General features: G+C 64.0%; 18 protein-coding genes. 9 read left to right on the top strand and 9 right to left on the bottom strand.

Going from position 1 to position 17,063, the window contains the following annotated elements; genetic code table 11:
* Positions 1-6: 6 nt before the first annotated feature.
* Positions 7-720, bottom strand: a complete 714-nt coding sequence (locus H597_RS0112035; protein ID WP_028102370.1) for a hypothetical protein — start codon at positions 718-720, stop codon at positions 7-9.
* A 4-nt stretch (positions 721-724) separates the two neighbouring features.
* Complete coding sequence (locus tag H597_RS0112030; RefSeq protein ID WP_028102369.1) at positions 725-1,495, bottom strand: exodeoxyribonuclease III; 771 nt, start codon at positions 1,493-1,495, stop codon at positions 725-727.
* Positions 1,496-1,543: 48 nt separating this feature from the next.
* Between H597_RS0112030 and pyrE the strand changes: the two genes are divergently transcribed.
* The 3 genes from pyrE (at position 1,544) to H597_RS30635 (ending at position 3,557) form a co-directional block, all read left to right on the top strand.
* The gene (pyrE, locus tag H597_RS0112025) at positions 1,544-2,200 is read left to right on the top strand and encodes an orotate phosphoribosyltransferase (protein WP_028102368.1); all 657 of its coding nucleotides are present in this window, start codon (positions 1,544-1,546) and stop codon (positions 2,198-2,200) included.
* Positions 2,201-2,272: 72 nt separating this feature from the next.
* A complete protein-coding gene (locus H597_RS0112020) occupies positions 2,273-2,650 on the top strand; it encodes a hypothetical protein (protein WP_028102367.1) in 378 nt (125 codons plus the stop codon).
* A gap of 4 nt (positions 2,651-2,654) precedes the next feature.
* Complete coding sequence (locus H597_RS30635; RefSeq protein WP_051293720.1) at positions 2,655-3,557, top strand: alpha/beta fold hydrolase; 903 nt, start codon at positions 2,655-2,657, stop codon at positions 3,555-3,557.
* 95 nt (positions 3,558-3,652) lie between these two features.
* On the opposite strand, the gene gatB is transcribed toward H597_RS30635, so the two are convergent.
* From gatB to gatC, 3 genes are all read right to left on the bottom strand, one after another.
* Positions 3,653-5,113 (bottom strand): Asp-tRNA(Asn)/Glu-tRNA(Gln) amidotransferase subunit GatB, encoded by a 1,461-nt coding sequence (gene gatB / locus H597_RS0112010; protein ID WP_028102366.1) that lies wholly within the window; start codon positions 5,111-5,113, stop codon positions 3,653-3,655.
* 89 nt (positions 5,114-5,202) lie between these two features.
* The gene (gene gatA / locus H597_RS0112005; RefSeq protein ID WP_028102365.1) at positions 5,203-6,678 is read right to left on the bottom strand and encodes an Asp-tRNA(Asn)/Glu-tRNA(Gln) amidotransferase subunit GatA; all 1,476 of its coding nucleotides are present in this window, start codon (positions 6,676-6,678) and stop codon (positions 5,203-5,205) included.
* A gap of 81 nt (positions 6,679-6,759) precedes the next feature.
* Positions 6,760-7,059: an Asp-tRNA(Asn)/Glu-tRNA(Gln) amidotransferase subunit GatC gene (gatC, locus tag H597_RS0112000; protein ID WP_028102364.1), complete on the bottom strand. Its 300-nt coding sequence runs from the start codon at positions 7,057-7,059 to the stop codon at positions 6,760-6,762.
* A gap of 240 nt (positions 7,060-7,299) precedes the next feature.
* Here gatC and H597_RS0111995 point away from each other — a divergent pair, with 240 nt between their 5' ends.
* Genes H597_RS0111995 through H597_RS0111970 form a run of 6 tightly spaced genes read left to right on the top strand, consistent with a single transcriptional unit; the run spans position 7,300 to position 14,041 of the window.
* Positions 7,300-8,343 carry a rod shape-determining protein gene (locus tag H597_RS0111995; RefSeq protein WP_028102363.1) on the top strand — a complete coding sequence of 348 codons (1,044 nt, stop codon included), beginning with the start codon at positions 7,300-7,302 and terminating at the stop codon, positions 8,341-8,343.
* Positions 8,344-8,389: 46 nt separating this feature from the next.
* Positions 8,390-9,352 carry a rod shape-determining protein MreC gene (gene mreC / locus H597_RS30630; RefSeq protein WP_083941062.1) on the top strand — a complete coding sequence of 321 codons (963 nt, stop codon included), beginning with the start codon at positions 8,390-8,392 and terminating at the stop codon, positions 9,350-9,352.
* A complete protein-coding gene (gene mreD / locus H597_RS0111985; RefSeq protein WP_028102362.1) occupies positions 9,349-9,861 on the top strand; it encodes a rod shape-determining protein MreD in 513 nt (170 codons plus the stop codon). Before mreC ends, mreD begins: the two co-directional genes overlap by 4 nt.
* 2 nt (positions 9,862-9,863) lie before the next feature.
* Positions 9,864-11,918, top strand: a complete 2,055-nt coding sequence (mrdA, locus tag H597_RS0111980) for a penicillin-binding protein 2 (RefSeq protein ID WP_028102361.1) — start codon at positions 9,864-9,866, stop codon at positions 11,916-11,918.
* Between the two features lie 9 nt (positions 11,919-11,927).
* Positions 11,928-13,043: a rod shape-determining protein RodA gene (gene rodA / locus H597_RS0111975; RefSeq protein ID WP_028102360.1), complete on the top strand. Its 1,116-nt coding sequence runs from the start codon at positions 11,928-11,930 to the stop codon at positions 13,041-13,043.
* The gene (locus H597_RS0111970) at positions 13,040-14,041 is read left to right on the top strand and encodes a septal ring lytic transglycosylase RlpA family protein (protein WP_028102359.1); all 1,002 of its coding nucleotides are present in this window, start codon (positions 13,040-13,042) and stop codon (positions 14,039-14,041) included. Before rodA ends, H597_RS0111970 begins: the two co-directional genes overlap by 4 nt.
* Here H597_RS0111970 and H597_RS0111965 read toward each other — a convergent pair.
* The 4 genes from H597_RS0111965 to H597_RS0111950 are packed head-to-tail and all read right to left on the bottom strand — an operon-like array spanning position 14,028 to position 17,059.
* Positions 14,028-14,729 carry an SPOR domain-containing protein gene (locus tag H597_RS0111965; RefSeq protein WP_028102358.1) on the bottom strand — a complete coding sequence of 234 codons (702 nt, stop codon included), beginning with the start codon at positions 14,727-14,729 and terminating at the stop codon, positions 14,028-14,030. The genes H597_RS0111970 and H597_RS0111965 overlap by 14 nt on opposite strands.
* Before the next feature lie 16 nt (positions 14,730-14,745).
* Positions 14,746-15,507, bottom strand: a complete 762-nt coding sequence (locus tag H597_RS0111960; protein ID WP_028102357.1) for a type III pantothenate kinase — start codon at positions 15,505-15,507, stop codon at positions 14,746-14,748.
* On the bottom strand, positions 15,504-16,289 hold the full coding sequence (locus H597_RS0111955) for a biotin--[acetyl-CoA-carboxylase] ligase (RefSeq protein WP_028102356.1): 786 nt from the start codon (positions 16,287-16,289) through the stop codon (positions 15,504-15,506). Before H597_RS0111955 ends, H597_RS0111960 begins: the two co-directional genes overlap by 4 nt.
* Positions 16,286-17,059 carry an SDR family oxidoreductase gene (locus tag H597_RS0111950; protein WP_035373945.1) on the bottom strand — a complete coding sequence of 258 codons (774 nt, stop codon included), beginning with the start codon at positions 17,057-17,059 and terminating at the stop codon, positions 16,286-16,288. Before H597_RS0111950 ends, H597_RS0111955 begins: the two co-directional genes overlap by 4 nt.
* Positions 17,060-17,063 lie beyond the last annotated feature (4 nt).

Below are 17,063 nucleotides of genomic sequence, written 5' to 3'. Positions count from 1 at the left end.
CGAAAGTTAAGATTTTCCTGCAGTTTTTAGCCGCTGTTCCGCCACGGCGAAACCACGGTCCCAATAGGCCGCAAGCTCAAAATGAGGCTGCGCGGTGTTAGGGGCGCGATATGGATTGACGGATTTTGGCAGACCCGATTGGCACGCAAGATCGCCCTGTTCTGCGACCCGATTCTTCTCATCCTTTAGCCAGGCAAGGCTGGCGCCAATCTGGCGCCGGTTCAACTCAGAGAAGCGCTGCGCGTACTCGTTATTGGAAAACAGGAAAAGCACGCCTTCCAGGCTGGCTCCGATAATCTTGACCGGTGTGTTTCGTTTGGCCCAGAAAAGGCCGAGCCAGAACAAGACGCCGTAGCCCATGCAGAGTGCTGTGCCCCAGCCCAGGTTTTCCAACGCAGCAACAAGACCAGCGTCAAAGGGGAGGTCCGCAACCTGCCCCGCCGCCGACAGCAGCGCACATACTGCGATGATGCCAAGGCCTAATGTCACCAGGCTGCGTTGCGAAAGTCCGCTTGCGATCCACGTGCGCCAGTAATGCCGTTGGCAGATGGGATGCCATATCCGCGTGACCGTGCTTTGAATTTTTGCGTGGGGAGCGCCAACGGCAATACCGCTCACTGCCGACATGTCCACGGCAAGCCGGCGATTGGCCTTGCCGTTACACACGGCGCATTGTTGCGGCCAATCGATGCCGTCGTGCCGGGTCGCGATCTTTTGCATGCGATCAGCCGTGGTACTCGATGATCAAAGGTGCGTGGTCGGAGAACTTCACGTCCTTGTAGACCGACACGGCATGGGCCTTGGAGGCGATGCCCGGGGTGGCGACGTGGTAGTCGATGCGCCAGCCCACGTTTTTCGCGTAAGCCTGGCCGCGGTTGGACCACCAGGTGTACTGCTCTGGACGCGGGTCGAGGCCGCGGTGCACGTCGACGTAGCCCACTTCGTCGAACAGCTTGGTCATCCAGGCCCGTTCTTCCGGCAGGAAGCCGGAGTTCTTCAGGTTGCCCTTCCAGTTTTTCAGGTCGATTTCCTTGTGGGCGATGTTCCAGTCGCCGCAGATCACGAACTCGCGGCCTTCGGCGCGCAGCTGCTGCAGGTGCGGCAGGAACAGCTCCATGAAGCGGAACTTGGCCAGCTGGCGCTCTTCGGACGAGGAGCCGGAAGGGCAGTACACGGAAATCACGGTCAGGTTGCCAAAGTCGGCGCGCACGTAGCGGCCTTCGGCGTCGAATTCTTCGCTGCCGAAGCCGATCTCGACGCGGTCAGGCGCGGTCTTGCTGTAAATGCCAGTGCCGGAATAGCCCTTCTTTTCCGCGTAGTGGAAATGGCCATGGTAGCCGTGCGGGTTGAGGAATTCCTCGGTCATATCGGGCGCCTGCGCCTTCAATTCCTGCACGCAGATGATGTCGGCGTCGATCGTGCCCATCCAGTTGAAAAAGCCCTTCTTGGCGGCGGAGCGGATACCGTTCAGGTTTGCGGAAATGATTTTTGGCATGGAGGTTCCGGTTAAAATATCGGCACTTTGAACAAAGATGGGTGCACTATGAGCAATTTGAGGCAAGAGTTTATCGCGTTTTCCGTACAGGCGGGAGTGCTGAAATTCGGCGAGTTTACGACCAAAGCAGGGCGGCAATCGCCCTATTTCTTCAACGCCGGGTTGTTCCATGACGGCGCGACCCTGGCTAAGCTGGCCGACTTCTACGCCCAGACCTTGCTGGACTCCGGCGTCGAATTCGATATGCTGTTCGGCCCTGCCTACAAGGGCATCACCCTGGCCTCGGCGACCTCGATGGCGCTGGCCGGCAAAGGCCGCAACACCTCCTTCGCCTACAACCGCAAGGAAGCCAAGGACCATGGCGAAGGCGGCACCCTGGTGGGAGCCAAACTATCTGGCAAAGTTGTCATTATTGACGATGTGATCTCGGCCGGCACCTCGGTGCGCGAATCCGTGGAAATGATCCGCAAGGCCGGCGCTGAGCCATGCGCGGTGCTGATCGCGCTGGACCGCATGGAGCGCGGCGGCAAGGATGGGCAGATGTCCGAACTGTCGGCGGTGCAGGAAGTCAGCAAGAACTACGGCATCCCGGTGATCTCGATCGGCAACCTGTCCGACCTGTTTACCTACCTGTCCGCCGACCCGTCGCTTGCACAGCACAAGGATGCGGTAGCCGCTTACCGCAGCAAGTACGGCGTCGAATAAGCCGTGCTGGCGCCCGCCGGGCGTTGTGCTAGACTGTGATTGCTTCCTTACAACATTAAAACGAGGAAAGTAATGAACATCGCAACGCTCAAGGCGTACGGCGACGAAGCCGCGGTCACGGATGTGCGGGATGGGCTCCCCAGCGAGCCCGATAGCGACTGGAAGAAGGGCGATACCAGCCCGACCGGACGCACCCGGCTTGACCACGGCTTTTACGCAACGCTGGGAACCGATCCCAACCCCGACGCCTTGATGCGCCAGGTGCGCGCCTACCTGCACGAATGCCAGGCGCGCGGCATCAGCTTCGATGTCGCGCCGATCCAGGCGGAGTTGCGCATCGCCTTCGTTTCCGCCGCGCCCGACCAGGGCGCATCCACCACCCTCGATTTCACGCTGGCCGACCTCACGCTGTTGCTGGAGATGGGCATTGCGCTGAGCATTTCCTCCTGAACGCATGAACCGATTCTCCGAAGACCGCTTTGCTACTTTCAAGGGCCGCAACGGCGCTGAACGCAAGATCCATATCTGGGAACCGGAAAAGCCCGCGGCTGGCGTGCTGCTGGCGATCCACGGCGGTATGGCGCATGCAGGCGACTATGTGACGCCTGCGCTGTATTTCAAGCAGCACCGCTTTGCGACGGTGGCGTTCGATTTGTGCGGGCACGAGAATGCGCGCCGCGTCGATATTCCGGATTTCGCCATCTTTGTCGAGGAGGTGGAGCTGTTCCTGCATTGGATCAAGCAGCACTATCCCGGCGTGCCGGTGTTCATCATGGGCCATTCGATGGGGGCGCTGATCGCGACCCGCTTCGGGTTGGAATGCCTGGAACGCGATCCGCTGGTGAAGGGGTTTGTGCTCTCGTCGCCGTATTACGTGAATGCGATCAAGGTGCCGGTGGTGCTGGAGAAGTTGTCCGGTGTGCTGGCTGCGCTGGCGCCGACCATGAAGGTGCCGATGGCGTCGCTGACGGATTTGCTGACGCACGATCCGGCGATCACGGCGCGCCATCACCGCGATGAGGCGGATGACGTACGGGCGCGCGAGTGCACGGTGCGTTTCGGCGTGGCGCTGCAGGGCGCGCAAAAGGGGCTGGCCGAGAAGATGCCGACCTGGCGCTGGCCTTTATACGCGGTGGTGGCGGGGCATGACAAGCTGGCCGATGCGAAGGCGACTTTGAGCCTGCTGGCGACGGTCGATCCCAAGCTGCTGGAATGCCATGTGCAGCATGAGAACTATCACGAGAATTTCAATGAAGTGAACCGCGAGGAGATTTTTGCGGATATTTTGCGGTGGATGTGCGGGCGGCTGGCCAACCCGGTAAACCAGGGTCAGGCACAAGTGCCTGACCCCGTATGATCTGGCTGCCCCGGGGAGGGGCAAGGTCTTTGACTTTCTGCGAAGATCAACAGCGCACAACCGCAACCCTTCGGGTCTGACCCCGGTTAACGGTTTTAGGAAGCCAGCTTCTGTTTCAGCAGCTCGGTCAGCTGGGCCGGGTTGGCCTTGCCTTTCGAGGCTTTCATCGCCTGGCCGATCAGGGCGTTGATGGCCGCTTCCTTGCCGGCACGGTACTGCTCAACGGACTTCTCGTTGTTGGCGATCACTTCGTTGACGATCGCTTCCAGCGCGCCGGTGTCGGAAATCTGCTTCAGGCCTTTCTGTTCAATGATCACATCGACCAGATTCGGGTCTTCCGACTTGGCTTCCCACATCGCGCCGAATACTTCCTTGGCGATCTTGTTGGAGATCGTGCCGTCGGCGATGCGCTTCAGCATGCCGGCCAGCTGCACAGGCAGTACAGGCGCGGCGGCGATTTCCACCCCTTCGCGATTCAGCGTCGACGACACATCGCCCATCAGCCAGTTGGCGGCAGCCTTGGCGTTTTCCAGGCCTGCGGCGGCGACAACGGCTTCAAAGTACAGCGCCATGCCCTTGGACGACGTCAGGATCAGCGCATCATATTCCGGCAGCTTGTATTCGTTGATGAAGCGATCGCGCATGACAGCCGGCAGTTCAGGCATGCCGGCCTTCACGCGCTCGATCCAATCCTGGCCGATGGTCAGCGGCGGCAGGTCGGGGTCCGGGAAATAGCGGTAATCCTGCGCATCTTCCTTCGAGCGCATTTCGCGCGTTTCCTTCTTGTCCGGATCGTACAGGCGGGTCGCTTGCACCACCGCTTTGCCGTCTTCGATCAGCTCGATCTGGCGGGCCACTTCAACGTGCACAGCTTCTTCGATAAAGCGGAAGGAGTTCAGGTTCTTCAGTTCGCAGCGGGTGCCGAATTCCTTCTGGCCTTTCGGGCGCACGGATACGTTGATATCGCAGCGGAAGGAGCCTTCCTGCATATTGCCGTCGCAAATACCCAGCCACATCACCAGGCCGTGCAAGGCCTTGCAGTAAGCCACGGCTTCGGCGGCGCTGCGCATTTCAGGCTCGGACACGATTTCCAGCAGCGGCGTGCCGGCGCGGTTCAGGTCGATGCCCGACATGCCGTGGTAATCCTCGTGCAGCGACTTGCCGGCGTCTTCCTCGAGGTGGGCGCGGGTCAGGTTGACGGTTTTGGTGACGAACTTGCCGTCCTTCTCGTAGCCGAAGGTCAGCTGGCCGCCTTGCACCACCGGGTCTTCGAACTGCGAGATCTGGTAGCCCTTCGGCAGGTCGGGGTAGAAGTAGTTCTTGCGGGCGAAGATCGACTGCGGGGCGACTTTCGCGCCCACGGCCAGGCCGAAGCGGATCGCGCGCTCAACGGCGGCCTTGTTCATGACCGGCAGCACGCCTGGCAGCGCCAGGTCGACCGGGCTGGCCTGGGTGTTTGGTTCGGCGCCGAACTTGGTCGGCGAACCGCTGAAAATTTTGGAGTCGGTGGTGAGCTGTACGTGGTTCTCAATACCGATAACGACTTCCCATTCCATATTCTTCTCTCTTTCGTCAGAGGTGTCAGGTCTGACAAACGAACATTTCGCTGCGCGAGATATCCGTTTGCCAGAGCTGACCCCTGGAATTAAATCGCGGCCGGAGCGCGTTTATGCCAATCGGTGGCTTGCTGGAACTGGTGGGCTACATTCAGCAGCTTCGCTTCAGCGAAGTAGTTGCCGATGATTTGCAGGCCTACCGGGCGGTTGGCGTTCTTCTCGCCTTCGCCGAAACCGCAAGGAATGGACATGCCAGGCAGGCCGGCCAGGCTGGTGGACAGGGTGAAGATGTCGGCCAGGTAGTTCGCTACCGGATCGTCCGACTTCGAACCCAGGTCCCAGGCCACGGTCGGGGCCACCGGGCCCATGATCACGTCGCATTGGCTGCCCAGCACATTGGCGAAGTCCTGCGTGATCTTGCGGCGGATCTTCTGCGCTTTCAGGTAGTAGGCGTCATAGTAGCCGTGGCACAGGATGTAGGTGCCGACCATGATGCGGCGCTGCACTTCCGGGCCGAAGCCCTGGGCGCGGCTCTTCTTGTACATGTCCTGCAGATCCTTGTAGCCCTCGGCGCGGTGGCCGTAGCGCACGCCGTCGAAGCGCGACAGGTTGGACGAGGCTTCCGCCGGGGCGATCATGTAGTAGGCCGGGATCGACAGTGCGGTGTTCGGCAGCGAGATGTCGACCAGGGTGGCGCCCAGTTCCACGAACTTGGCCAGCGCGGCGCGCACGGCTTTTTCCACGTCGACCGCCAGGCCTTCGCCGAAGTATTCCTTCGGCACGCCGATGCGCAGGCCGGTCAGCGGCTGGTTCAGGTCGCGGGTGAAGTCTTCCGCGGCGTTGCCTTGTTCAACGGTCAGGCTGGTCGAATCGCGTTCGTCGAAGCCGGTGATGGCCGACAGCAGCAGGGCGCAGTCTTCCGCGGTCTGCGCCATCGGGCCTGCCTGGTCCAGCGAGGAGGCGAAGGCGATCATGCCGAAGCGCGAGGCGCGGCCGTAGGTCGGCTTGATGCCGGTGATGCCGCAGAACGATGCCGGCTGGCGGATCGAGCCGCCGGTATCGGTGCCGGTCACGCCCGGCGCCAGGCGCGCGGCGACGGCGGCGGCCGAGCCGCCGGAGGAGCCGCCCGGTACGGCCGACTTGTCCCACGGGTTTTTCACGGCGCCGAAGGCCGAGTTCTCATTCGAGGAACCCATGGCGAATTCGTCGCAATTCAGCTTGCCCAGGTTGACCATGCCGGCGTCCAGCATCTTCCGCACCACGGTGGCGTCGAAGGGGCTGGTGTAGTTGGCCAGCATTTTCGAGCCGGCGGTCGAGCGCCAGCCCTTGGTCACGAAAATGTCCTTGTGCGCGATCGGCACACCGGTCAGGGGCGTGGCGGTGCCGTTGGCGATGCGCTTGTCGGCTTCTTCCGCCTGGGCCAGCGTCAGGGCGCGGTCCACGTGCAGGAAGGCATTCAGGTCGCTTTTTTCAATGCGGTCGAGGAAGTGGGTGGCCAGCTGGACGGCGCTGACTTCCTTTTTTTGCAGGAGCTCGGAGAGCTCTTTGATTGTTTTAGTGTGCATTCGTTTTCCTTTTTAAACCGGTAAACCGGCGGGGACCGGCCCTAGGTCCAGCCCCCGTCCCTCACTGCGAGTTTCCCGGTTTTATTCGATCACTTTCGGCACCAAATACAGGCCATCTTCGGTCTTCGGCGCCACTTGCTGGTATTCCTCGCGGCGATTCGGCTCGGTGGCCGCGTCTTCGCGCAGGCGCAGGGCGACCTGCATGGCATTGGCCAGCGGGTGGGACAGCGGGGCGACACCCTCGGTATCCACGGTTTTCATCTGCTCGGCCAGCGCAAAAATGCCATTCAGCTTGTCTAGCATATCGGCGGTCTGGGCCTGGTCCATCTCCAGCTGCGCCAGATTGGCAATGCGGGTAACGTCAGTTAGTGTCAGGGACATGGAATTGTCAGAAATGTAATTTATTGGATCGGTTGCCTTTTACCAGTTAAATCGCGGCGAACGCCGCATAATTCAACGGTTGCACGCTCGCACAATAGAGTGGATTTAAGGCAAATAAGCTGTAGATTATAAGGTACAATCGCGGGTTAATGCGCTGCTGGTGCTGAATACCCGCCCGGACGCATTCCACCGGATATTTCAGATAACGAATTTTGCGCGGTAACGCGTTACAGGACACTCATGTTTGGTTTTTTACGTCGCTATATTTCGTCTGACCTGGCCATCGACCTGGGTACGGCGAACACCCTGATTTATGTACGCGGTTCCGGTATTGTGCTGGACGAGCCTTCGGTGGTGGCGATCCGCCAGGAAGGTGGTCCAAACGGCAAGAAAACCATCCAGGCAGTTGGTAAAGAAGCAAAGCAGATGCTGGGCAAAGTGCCTGGCAATATCGAGGCGATCCGCCCGATGAAAGACGGCGTGATCGCCGACTTCACCGTGACCGAGCAGATGCTGAAGCAGTTCATCCGCATGGTGCACGATTCGAAATTCTTCCGCCCGTCGCCGCGCATCATCATTTGCGTGCCTTGCGGCTCGACCCAGGTGGAACGCCGCGCGATCCGCGAATCGGCGCTGGGCGCCGGCGCATCCCAGGTGTACCTGATTGAAGAACCGATGGCGGCGGCCATCGGCGCCGGCCTGCCGGTCTCCGACGCCACCGGTTCCATGGTGGTCGACATCGGCGGCGGCACCACCGAAGTGGGCATCATCTCGCTGGGCGGCATGGTGTACAAGGGTTCCGTGCGCGTGGGCGGCGACAAGTTCGACGAGGCGATCGTCAACTACATCCGCCGCAACTACGGCATGCTGATCGGCGAGCAGACCGCCGAGGCCATCAAGAAGGCCATCGGCTCGGCCTTCCCTGGCTCCGAAGTCAAGGAAATGGAAGTCAAGGGCCGCAATCTGTCGGAAGGCATCCCGCGCTCCTTCACCATCTCGTCCAACGAGATCCTGGAAGCGCTGACCGACCCGCTGAACAACATCGTTTCCGCCGTGAAGAACGCGCTGGAACAGACCCCGCCGGAACTGGGCGCGGATATCGCAGAAAAAGGCATGATGCTGACCGGCGGCGGCGCCCTGCTGCGCGACCTGGACCGTCTGCTGATGGAAGAAACCGGCCTGCCGGTGCTGGTGGCTGAAGATCCGCTGACCTGCGTGGTGCGCGGCTCCGGCCTGGCGCTGGAGCGCATGGACCAGCTGGGGTCCATCTTCTCCTACGAGTAAGGTTGAGTAAAAGGGCAGCGCAAGCTGCCCTTATCAATTGGAAGCCATGGAATACAGTCCACCGCCACTGTTCAAGCAAGGCGCGTCCGCCCGTTTCAAGATGATGGTGTTCGCGTGCATCTCGATCGCGCTGCTGCTGGCCGATTCGCGCGTCAACGCGCTGTCGACAGTACGGCAGGGCGTCGGCTTTGTCCTCTATCCCCTGCAGAAGATCGCATTGCTGCCGCGCGATGCCATCTACGGCATGGGCGATTATTTCTCCACCCTGTCGAAGCTGGAAAAGCAGGTCAGCACCTTGCAGCAGCAGCAGATCGCCGCTTCCCAGGCCCTGCAGCAGGCGCAGCTCTACCAGGCCGAAAACAACCAGCTGCGCAAGCTGCTGGACGCGCAGCAGCGCGTGCCCGGCAAGTCGCAGCTGGCCGAGATCCTGTACGACGCGCGCGACGTCTTCACGCGCAAGGTGATCCTGAACCGCGGCACCCAGCATGGCGTGTCGGCGGGCTTGCCGGTGATCGACAACCAGGGCGTGGTGGGGCAGGTGACGCGGGTATTCCCGTTCACGTCCGAAGTGACGCTGCTGACCGACAAGGAGCAGGCGATTCCCGTGCAGATCCTGCGCAACGGCCTACGTTCGGTGGCGGTCGGGCGCGGGCAATCGGGCAACCTGGACCTGCGCTTCATGGCGCCGACAGCCGATGTGGTGGTCGGCGATATCCTGATTACCTCCGGCATCGACGGCGTTTATCCGGCCGGCCTGGCCGTGGCGCGCGTAGTGCAAGTGGAGAGCAATGCCGCCGGCGCCTTCGGCCGCGTGATCTGCGCGCCGCTGGCCGGCACCGAGCGCAATACGGCGCTGCTGATCCTGATGTCGCTGCCGGACTTGCCGCCGCGCCCTCCGGAAGAGGAGCCGCCCGTCAAGCCCAAGAAGAAGGGCAAGGACAGCGCCGCCGCTGCCGCCGCCGATACCACCGCGGCGGCTGCCCAGGCTCCGAAGGAGGTCGCCCGATGAACCGTCCACAATACATCCTGCTGCCGGTCAGCCCGCTGTTCATCGGCTTCAGCCTGCTCTGCGCCGTGCTGCTGAATATGCTGCCCTGGGGCCGCTTTATCGCGGCGCCGGATTTCGTGGCGCTGACCCTGGTGTTCTGGGGCGTGCACCAGCCGCGCAAGGTCGGCATCGGCACCGCCTTCTTCCTCGGGCTGCTGATGGACGTGCACGACGCGTCGCTGCTGGGCGAGAACGCCCTGGCGTATACGCTGCTGTCGTATTTCGCCATCATGCTGCACCGCCGTATCCTGTGGTTCCGCGTCACGACCCAGATCCTGCATGTGCTGCCGCTGCTGCTGCTGGCGCAGATCGTGCAAATGGTGGTGCGCTTCATCGTGGCCGGCAAATTCCCCGGCTGGTTCTATTTCATCGAAAGCGCGGTCACGGCCCTGCTTTGGCCGCTGGCCACCATGCTGCTGCTGGCGCCGCAGCGCCGCGCGGTGGATAAAGACCATACCCGCCCCATCTGAGCATGACCGAGTTCAAGAATACAGAGCAGGACTTGCACCGTTTCCGGGTGCGGCTGACCGTACTGGGCGGGCTGGTGTTCGTCTGCTTCGCGCTGCTGCTGGCGCGCTTCATCTGGCTGCAGGTGGTCAAGCATAGCGACTACATCGCCAAGGCCGAGGACAACCGCATCGCGGTGGTGCCGATCGTACCGAGCCGCGGCCTGATCCTGGACCGCAACGGCGTGGTCCTGGCGCGCAATTATTCCGCCATTACGCTGGAAATCACACCGTCCAAGCTGGTGCTGCCGGTGGACGACGTGATCGACGGCCTGGCCAAGCTGGTGGAAGTGACGCCGAAAGACCGGCGCCGCTTCAAGAAGCTGATGGAGGAATCGAAAAGCTTCTCCAGCATTCCGCTGCGCAGCCGCCTGACCGACGAGGAGGTGGCGCGCTTTGCCGCCAACCGTTTCCGCTTCGCCGGCGTCGATATCCAGGCGCGCCTGTTCCGCCAGTACCCGTTGGGCGAGGTGGCGTCGCACGTGATCGGTTACATCGGCCGCATCAACCAGGCCGAAGCCAAGGCCCTGGAGGGCACCGAGTACGAGGCCAATTACAACGGCACCGAGCATATGGGCAAGGAAGGGCTGGAAAAAAGCTACGAGCGCCAGCTGCACGGGACCACCGGCTACGAGGAGGTGGAAAAGACGGCCGGCGGACGCGCCATCCGCACGCTGTCGCGGACCCCTGCCACGCCGGGCTCCAACCTGATCCTGTCGATCGACATCGAATTGCAGAAAGTGGCGGAGGAAGCTTTCGGCCAGCGCCGCGGCGCCCTGGTGGCGATCGAACCGAGCACCGGCGACGTGCTGGCCTATGTGTCGCGTCCGGGCTACGACCCCAACCTGTTCGTCGATGGCATCGACGCGCAAAGCTGGAACGAGCTCAATACCTCGCTCGACAAGCCGCTCATGAACCGCCCGCTGTCCGGCACCTACGCGCCCGGGTCCACCTTCAAGCCCTTCATGGCGCTGGCGGCGCTGGAGACGGGCAAGCGCACCACCGGCCAGGCCATTGCCGATCCGGGTTTCTTCTACCTGGGCGACCACAAGTTCCGCGACGACGTGGCCGGCGGCCATGGCATGGTCGACATGCGCAAGTCGATCGTGTTGTCCTGCAATACCTACTACTACATCCTGGGCCGCGACATGGGGATCGACCTGATCCACGACTTCATGAAGCCGTTCGGTTTCGGCGAGAAGACCGGCATCGACCTGGAAAACGAAAAGACCGGGGTGCTGCCTTCGCAGGAATGGAAGCGCGCCCGCTTCAGGAAAAACCCGGCGGCCGGCAAGTGGGTGGGCGGCGACACGATTTCCGTCTCCAACGGCTCCGGCTACAATTCCTACACCCCGCTGCAGGTGGCGCACGCGGTGGCCAACCTGTCCAACAACGGCGTGGTGATGAAGCCGCACCTGGTCAAGATCATCGAAGACGGCGGCACCCGCCAGCGCACCCTGACCGTGGCGAAGGAAAGTTATCGCATCCCGCTCAAGCAGGCCAATATCGATTTCATCAAGGACGCCATGGTGGGCGTGACGACGCAGCCGGGCGCCACCGGCTACCGCGCTTTCCTGAACGCCGGCTACACCGTCGGCGGCAAGACCGGCACGGCGCAGGTGGTGGCGATCAAGGCCAACGAGAAGTACAACGCGGCCAAGCTGGACGAACGCCTGCGCGACAACGCCTGGTTCACCGCGTTCGCGCCGGCCGACAAGCCGAAGATCGCGCTGGCCCTGATCGTCGAAAATGCCGGTTTCGGCGGCGTCGAGGCGGCGCCGATCGCGCGCAAGGTGCTGGACTACTGGCTGCTGGGCAAGCGCCCGGACGGCAAGGACACCACGCCGGTGCCGAAGGAAGACGCGGTCAACGTGCCGGTGGAAGAATTGCCGGAAGCGGATGTGGAAGCCGCCGCCGAGCGCCGCGCGGCCGCCCAGCAGCAGGCCGATCAGCCGGCGCCGCCGCCGGCCCCGGCCACCGAGCAGAAAGCGCCGGTCGGCCCGCCGCGCAGGAAAGAGTAAGGAGAGAGCATGCCAATCAATGAACGGCGTTCCATCTGGCGGCGCATGCGCCCCTATTTAACCGTATTCGACGGCCCGCTGATGCTGGTCATCGTGCTTCTGCTGGCGACCAGCCTGGTGGCCTTGTACTCGGCCAGCATCGGCATCCCCGGCAAGATCGAGGACCAGCTGCGCAATATCGCCATGTCCTTCTTCGTGATGTGGGCCGTGGCCAACGTCTCGCCGCAGAACATGATGCGCATCGCGCTGCCCGCTTATGCGGTGACCGTGTCGCTGCTGATCGCGGTGGCGCTGTTTGGCACCATCAAACTGGGCGCGCGCCGCTGGCTGAACCTGGGCTTCATCCAGATCCAGCCTTCCGAATTCGCCAAGATCGCGGTGCCGCTGATGCTGGCCTGGTATTTCCAGCAGCGCCATGGCCACATGCGCTGGCAAGCCTATGCGCTGGGCGCCTTGCTGCTGCTGGTGCCGGTATTCCTGATCGCGCGCCAGCCCGACTTGGGCACGGCGCTGCTGGTGGTGGCGGCTGGCGCCTGCGTGATCTTCCTGGCCGGCCTGGCGTGGAAAGCCATCCTGGCCCTGGTCCTGATGGGGGCGGCCTGCCTGCCGATCGCCTGGTCGATGATGCACGACTACCAGCGCGAACGCATTATGACCCTGATCGACCCGACTTCCGACCCGCTGGGCAAGGGCTTCCACATCATCCAGTCGACCATTGCGATCGGCTCCGGCGGCATCACCGGCAAGGGCTGGACCCTGGGCACCCAGGCGCACCTGGAATTCATCCCGGAGCGCACCACCGACTTCATCTTCGCCGTGTATTCGGAGGAATTCGGCCTGGTTGGCAACCTGGTCCTGATGTTCTTCTACCTGCTGCTGATCGGCCGCGGGCTGATGATCGCGTCGAACGCGCCGAACCTGTTCACGCGCCTGCTGGCGGGCGCCATCACGATGATTTTCTTCACCTATGCCTTCGTCAATATGGGCATGGTGAGCGGTATTCTTCCGGTAGTGGGCGTGCCGCTGCCGTTCATAAGCTACGGTGGCACTGCGCTGCTGACACTGGGTCTGGCATCGGGCATCCTGATGTCGATCCAGCGACATAGAAAGCTGGTACAAACATGAAGCACGCATATCGACTCCTGCCGCTCGCGGCCGCCGCGCTGCTGGCCGCTTGCGGCACGACGCAGACCGATTCCACCGCGCGCCGCGCGCCTGCGCCGGTGACGGCCAAGCCGCAGCCGGCCACTCCAGTGCTGCCGCCGGCCAATTCCGGGCGCGGCGCCTATTACCAGGACGACGGCCCGGGCGAAAAGCCGCCGGCCGGCCTGCTGGAAACGCCGGACGCCGAGGTGCGTATCGATCCTTTGCTGCCGCGCTCGAACCGTCCCTACGTCGTGTTCGGCAAGACCTATACGCCGATCGCGCCCGGCACTGAATTCAAGCAGCGCGGTATCGGTACCTGGTACGGCAAGAAATTCCATGGCCAGCGCACCTCGTCGGGCGAAATCTACGATATGTACAAGATGACGGCGGCGCATCCGACGCTGCCGATTCCATCGTATGCGCGGGTGACCAATGTCGCCAACGGCAATTCGGTGGTGGTGCGCATCAACGACCGCGGGCCATTCCATTCCAGCCGCATCATCGACGTTTCCTATACCGCGGCGCTGAAGCTTGGCCTGCTGGCCAACGGCACCAGCCAGCTGGACGTGGAACACCTGCTGCCGGCCGAAATCGAGCGCATGGCCGCCGCCCGCGGCGCCGCACCGGCACCGGTGGCCGCCGCCCCGCAGCCCCAGGCGATGCCGAAGGCCGCGCCGATGCTGGTATCGTCCGGCGGCGAGGAAGAGGCCAAGGCCATGCCGGCAGGCGGCGCCGCCCCCGCCGCCACGGCGCAGGGCTACTACCTGCAGCTAGGTTCCTACGCGCGTGCCGACGGCGCCGACGGCTTGCGCAAGCGGCTGGAGGCCAGCGACGCCGGCTTGAAACTGGATATGGAACAGGCGGGCAAGTTCTACCGCCTGTTCGCCGGTCCTTACGCCAGCCGCGAAGATGCGCAGGCAGCAGGCAAGGCGCTGCCTTCGAGCTTCAAGCTGAAGCCTATCGTTATCGAGCGCTAGAACAGGCGCGGGTTTCCTGCTCGGGGAATTTGGCGACGATCTTGGCGATGCGCGCCTTGGTGTCCTCGCTGATGTCGCGGAACTGGTAGACCATCTGCTTGCTGCCGGTGTAGCGCGGCGCCACGCGGGCGGTCTGCACGCCCTGCTTGTGCAGCGTTGCCAGTTGCGACTGGGCCGCCGCCTCGCTGCGGAACACGCCCAGCGAGATGCCCCATTTCAGGGGCGAGCTTTCATTCAGGATGAAGAAGTTGGTGATGCCCAGCTCGCGCAGCTCGTCGGCTTTCTTTTCGGCGGCGGCGCGGCTGGCCTGCGGCGGAATGTGCACGATGTAGCTGGAGATTTCCTGGTCGGGCAGGTTGCGGCGCTGCTGGCGGTCGCCCAGCTGCAGCGCTGCCAGGCGGTCCTCGAATTTGCGCGCCTCGGCCTGCGGGAAGTTGCCGGCTTCCAGGCAGGCGACGGCGGCCGGTTCGTCGCGCGGTACCGGCGCCGGCGGGGGCGGCGGCGCTACGGCGGCCGCCGCGCTTTCCGCCTGGCTGGCGCTGATCAGTTGCAATTTGTCGGCGTTGTGCTGCTGTTGCAGGCGCGCCGGTTCGTGTTCATTGCCGCTGAACTGGCCAAGGTAGCCTGCACCGTAGGCGAACAGCGCGGCATTGGCGGCCAGGAGCAGGACGAAGATCAGTTTCAGCACGGGTACTCCATACGGGTCAGGCGCAGCGCAGGGCGGCGTGCAGGCCTATCATTACGATGTTGTCGACATGGCGGTGCGGCACGGGGACCGCGGGCGCGACATACGGCGCGGCGCCGCCGGAAATAATACACTCTGCGGCCCGGTGCAGCGCAAATGCGCGTTCAATCGCACCGGCCTGCGCGGCCAGGCAGCCGGTCAGGATGGCGTCGTCGGTATTGTCGGCGAAGCCCTCGGGCAGCTTGCCGGGTTTGATCTGTGGCAGCTGGGCGGTATTCCGGGCCAGGCTGGTCGCCATCAGGCCCAGGCCGGGCAGGATCATGCCGCCCAGGAAGGTGCCGTCCGCCGTGATCGCGTCGATGGTGGTCGCGGTGCCGCAATTGGCCACCACGATGGCTTTGCCTGGCGCCAGTGCGTGCGCGCCGATGGCGGCGGCGAACCTGTCGCAGCCAAGCTGCGCCGGGTTGCGGTAGGCATTGCGTACGCCGGCGCGCTGCGCGACGGAGGCGAACCATTCAACGCCTTGCGCATCGATGCCCAGCTGCGGCGCGGCCAGCCAGCCGGCCAGCATGTCCTTGACCGCCGGCCCCGCTACATTGGCGGCCAGGACCCGGCCGATGGGCATACCGCGCGCGGCGGCGTCCAGCGCGGCCGGGAAGTCCGCCGCGTCGGCATGCAGATGGGCGCCCTGGGCATGCCAGTCGCCGAGGGCGGCGCCGGGCGCGGCGAGGGCCCATTTGATGCGGGTGTTGCCGGCATCGATCAGCAGCGCGTAGCTCATGGCGCAAGCCTCAGCGACACATCGCCCGACAGCACGGCCACCCGGCCGGACGGCGTATCGAGCAGCAGGCGGCCCTGCTCGTCCACGCCGGCGGCCAGGCCTTCCTGCTGGATGGCACCCTGGTCGAGCAGGCGCACCGGCTGCCCGCGCCAGGCCTGCAGCGCATTCCAGCGCTCGCTGAAGGCGGCAAAGCCGGCGGCGTCGAATGCATCGAGCACGGCGCACAGGCGGCTCAGCAGCTGGGCCAGCAGGGCGTTGCGGTCCATCTGCGCCAGCCATGGGGCGGAGGAGACGGGGCGACCGATGGCCGCTTCCATCTCGTCGGGCATCAACAGGTTCATGCCGCAGCCGATAACGGCCCAGATGCTGCCATCGGGCGCCGCCTGGGTTTCGACCAGGATGCCGGCCAGCTTGGCGCCATCCTTCAGCAGATCGTTCGGCCATTTCAGCTGGACCGGTACGCCCAGCCCGTTCACGGTTTCCGCCAGGGCGACGCCGACCGCCAGCGGCAGACCCACCATGCGCTGCAGCGGTGCGTGGAATTGCCAGGCGACGGAGAACGTCAGGGAAGCGCCCGGCGCGGACAGCCAGCTGCGGCCGGCGCGTCCACGCCCCGCAGTCTGGCGTTCGGCCACGCGCAGCACCGGCCCGGCCAGCGGCAGGCGCGCCAGCAGGTCGGCATTGGTGGAGCCGGTTTCGTCCACCACCTCGATGGCGACATGGGAAGCGCTGGCGGCGACCAGTCGGTGGATCGCCGCTGCTGCGAGCGGTGTTGCGTTCATGCGGCGCCCTTGCGCGCCTTGTGCGGCGCCTTGGCGAAAGCCCGGTCGTACAGCCAGTCCGGCAGGATGCGCAGCAGGCGCGCGATCATGCCCGCCTGCCAAGGGACGACGCGGTAGCTGGCGCCGCGCTCGATGCAGCGCGCCGCCGCGGCCGCAAAAGCGCCCGGTTGCATCAGGAAGGGCATGGGATACTTGTTCTGCTGCGTCATCGGCGTATCGATGTAGCCGGGCGCGATGGTGACCACCTCGATGCCGCTGCCGCGCAGCTCCACCCGCAGCGACTCGCAGTACACCCGCACCGCCGCCTTGGACGCGCTATAGGCGCTGCCGCCCGGCAGTCCGCGCACGCCGGCCACGCTGCCGATGCCGACCAGGCGCGCCGGCGTGCCCTGCGCGCGCATGACGGCGATGAAGGGCGCAAAGGTGGCGACCGTGGCGGTGACGTTGGTGGCGATAATGGACTCGAACACTGGCAGGTCTTCCGGCAATTCGGTGATGGTGCCATGCGAAATGCCGGCGCTGGCGATGACGATATCGCAGCCGCCGGCATGGCCGAGGAACGCTTCGGCGGCGCCGCGCAGTGCCGCATGGTCGGTCACGTCGGCCGCATAGCAGCGGTGGCGGCCGGCATTGGGCAGGGAAGCGGCCAGTGCTTGCAGCGCGTCCGCGCGGCGTCCCAGCAGGCCAAGGGTGCAGCCCTGGGCGGCGTAATGCGCCGCCAGCGCCGCGCCGATGCCGCTCGAAGCGCCGGTAATAAAGACGCGCTTCAAAGCC

Source organism: Pseudoduganella violaceinigra DSM 15887 (assembly GCF_000425385.1).
GTDB classification, from domain to species: domain Bacteria; phylum Pseudomonadota; class Gammaproteobacteria; order Burkholderiales; family Burkholderiaceae_D; genus Rugamonas; species Rugamonas violaceinigra.
This window is presented reverse-complemented; position numbering and strand designations above follow the sequence as displayed.

Coding starts and splice junctions, on each gene's coding strand:
- mrdA (WP_028102361.1), top strand. CDS start 9,864: ATGACCGAGTTCAAGAATACAGAGCAGGACTTGCACCGTTTCCGGGTG.
- gatB (WP_028102366.1), bottom strand. CDS start 5,113: ATGGAATGGGAAGTCGTTATCGGTATTGAGAACCACGTACAGCTCACC.
- H597_RS30635 (WP_051293720.1), top strand. CDS start 2,655: ATGAACCGATTCTCCGAAGACCGCTTTGCTACTTTCAAGGGCCGCAAC.
- mreC (WP_083941062.1), top strand. CDS start 8,390: ATGGAATACAGTCCACCGCCACTGTTCAAGCAAGGCGCGTCCGCCCGT.
- H597_RS0111955 (WP_028102356.1), bottom strand. CDS start 16,289: ATGAACGCAACACCGCTCGCAGCAGCGGCGATCCACCGACTGGTCGCC.
- gatA (WP_028102365.1), bottom strand. CDS start 6,678: ATGCACACTAAAACAATCAAAGAGCTCTCCGAGCTCCTGCAAAAAAAG.
- gatC (WP_028102364.1), bottom strand. CDS start 7,059: ATGTCCCTGACACTAACTGACGTTACCCGCATTGCCAATCTGGCGCAG.
- pyrE (WP_028102368.1), top strand. CDS start 1,544: ATGAGCAATTTGAGGCAAGAGTTTATCGCGTTTTCCGTACAGGCGGGA.
- H597_RS0112020 (WP_028102367.1), top strand. CDS start 2,273: ATGAACATCGCAACGCTCAAGGCGTACGGCGACGAAGCCGCGGTCACG.
- rodA (WP_028102360.1), top strand. CDS start 11,928: ATGCCAATCAATGAACGGCGTTCCATCTGGCGGCGCATGCGCCCCTAT.
- H597_RS0111970 (WP_028102359.1), top strand. CDS start 13,040: ATGAAGCACGCATATCGACTCCTGCCGCTCGCGGCCGCCGCGCTGCTG.
- H597_RS0111960 (WP_028102357.1), bottom strand. CDS start 15,507: ATGAGCTACGCGCTGCTGATCGATGCCGGCAACACCCGCATCAAATGG.
- mreD (WP_028102362.1), top strand. CDS start 9,349: ATGAACCGTCCACAATACATCCTGCTGCCGGTCAGCCCGCTGTTCATC.
- H597_RS0111995 (WP_028102363.1), top strand. CDS start 7,300: ATGTTTGGTTTTTTACGTCGCTATATTTCGTCTGACCTGGCCATCGAC.
- H597_RS0112035 (WP_028102370.1), bottom strand. CDS start 720: ATGCAAAAGATCGCGACCCGGCACGACGGCATCGATTGGCCGCAACAA.
- H597_RS0112030 (WP_028102369.1), bottom strand. CDS start 1,495: ATGCCAAAAATCATTTCCGCAAACCTGAACGGTATCCGCTCCGCCGCC.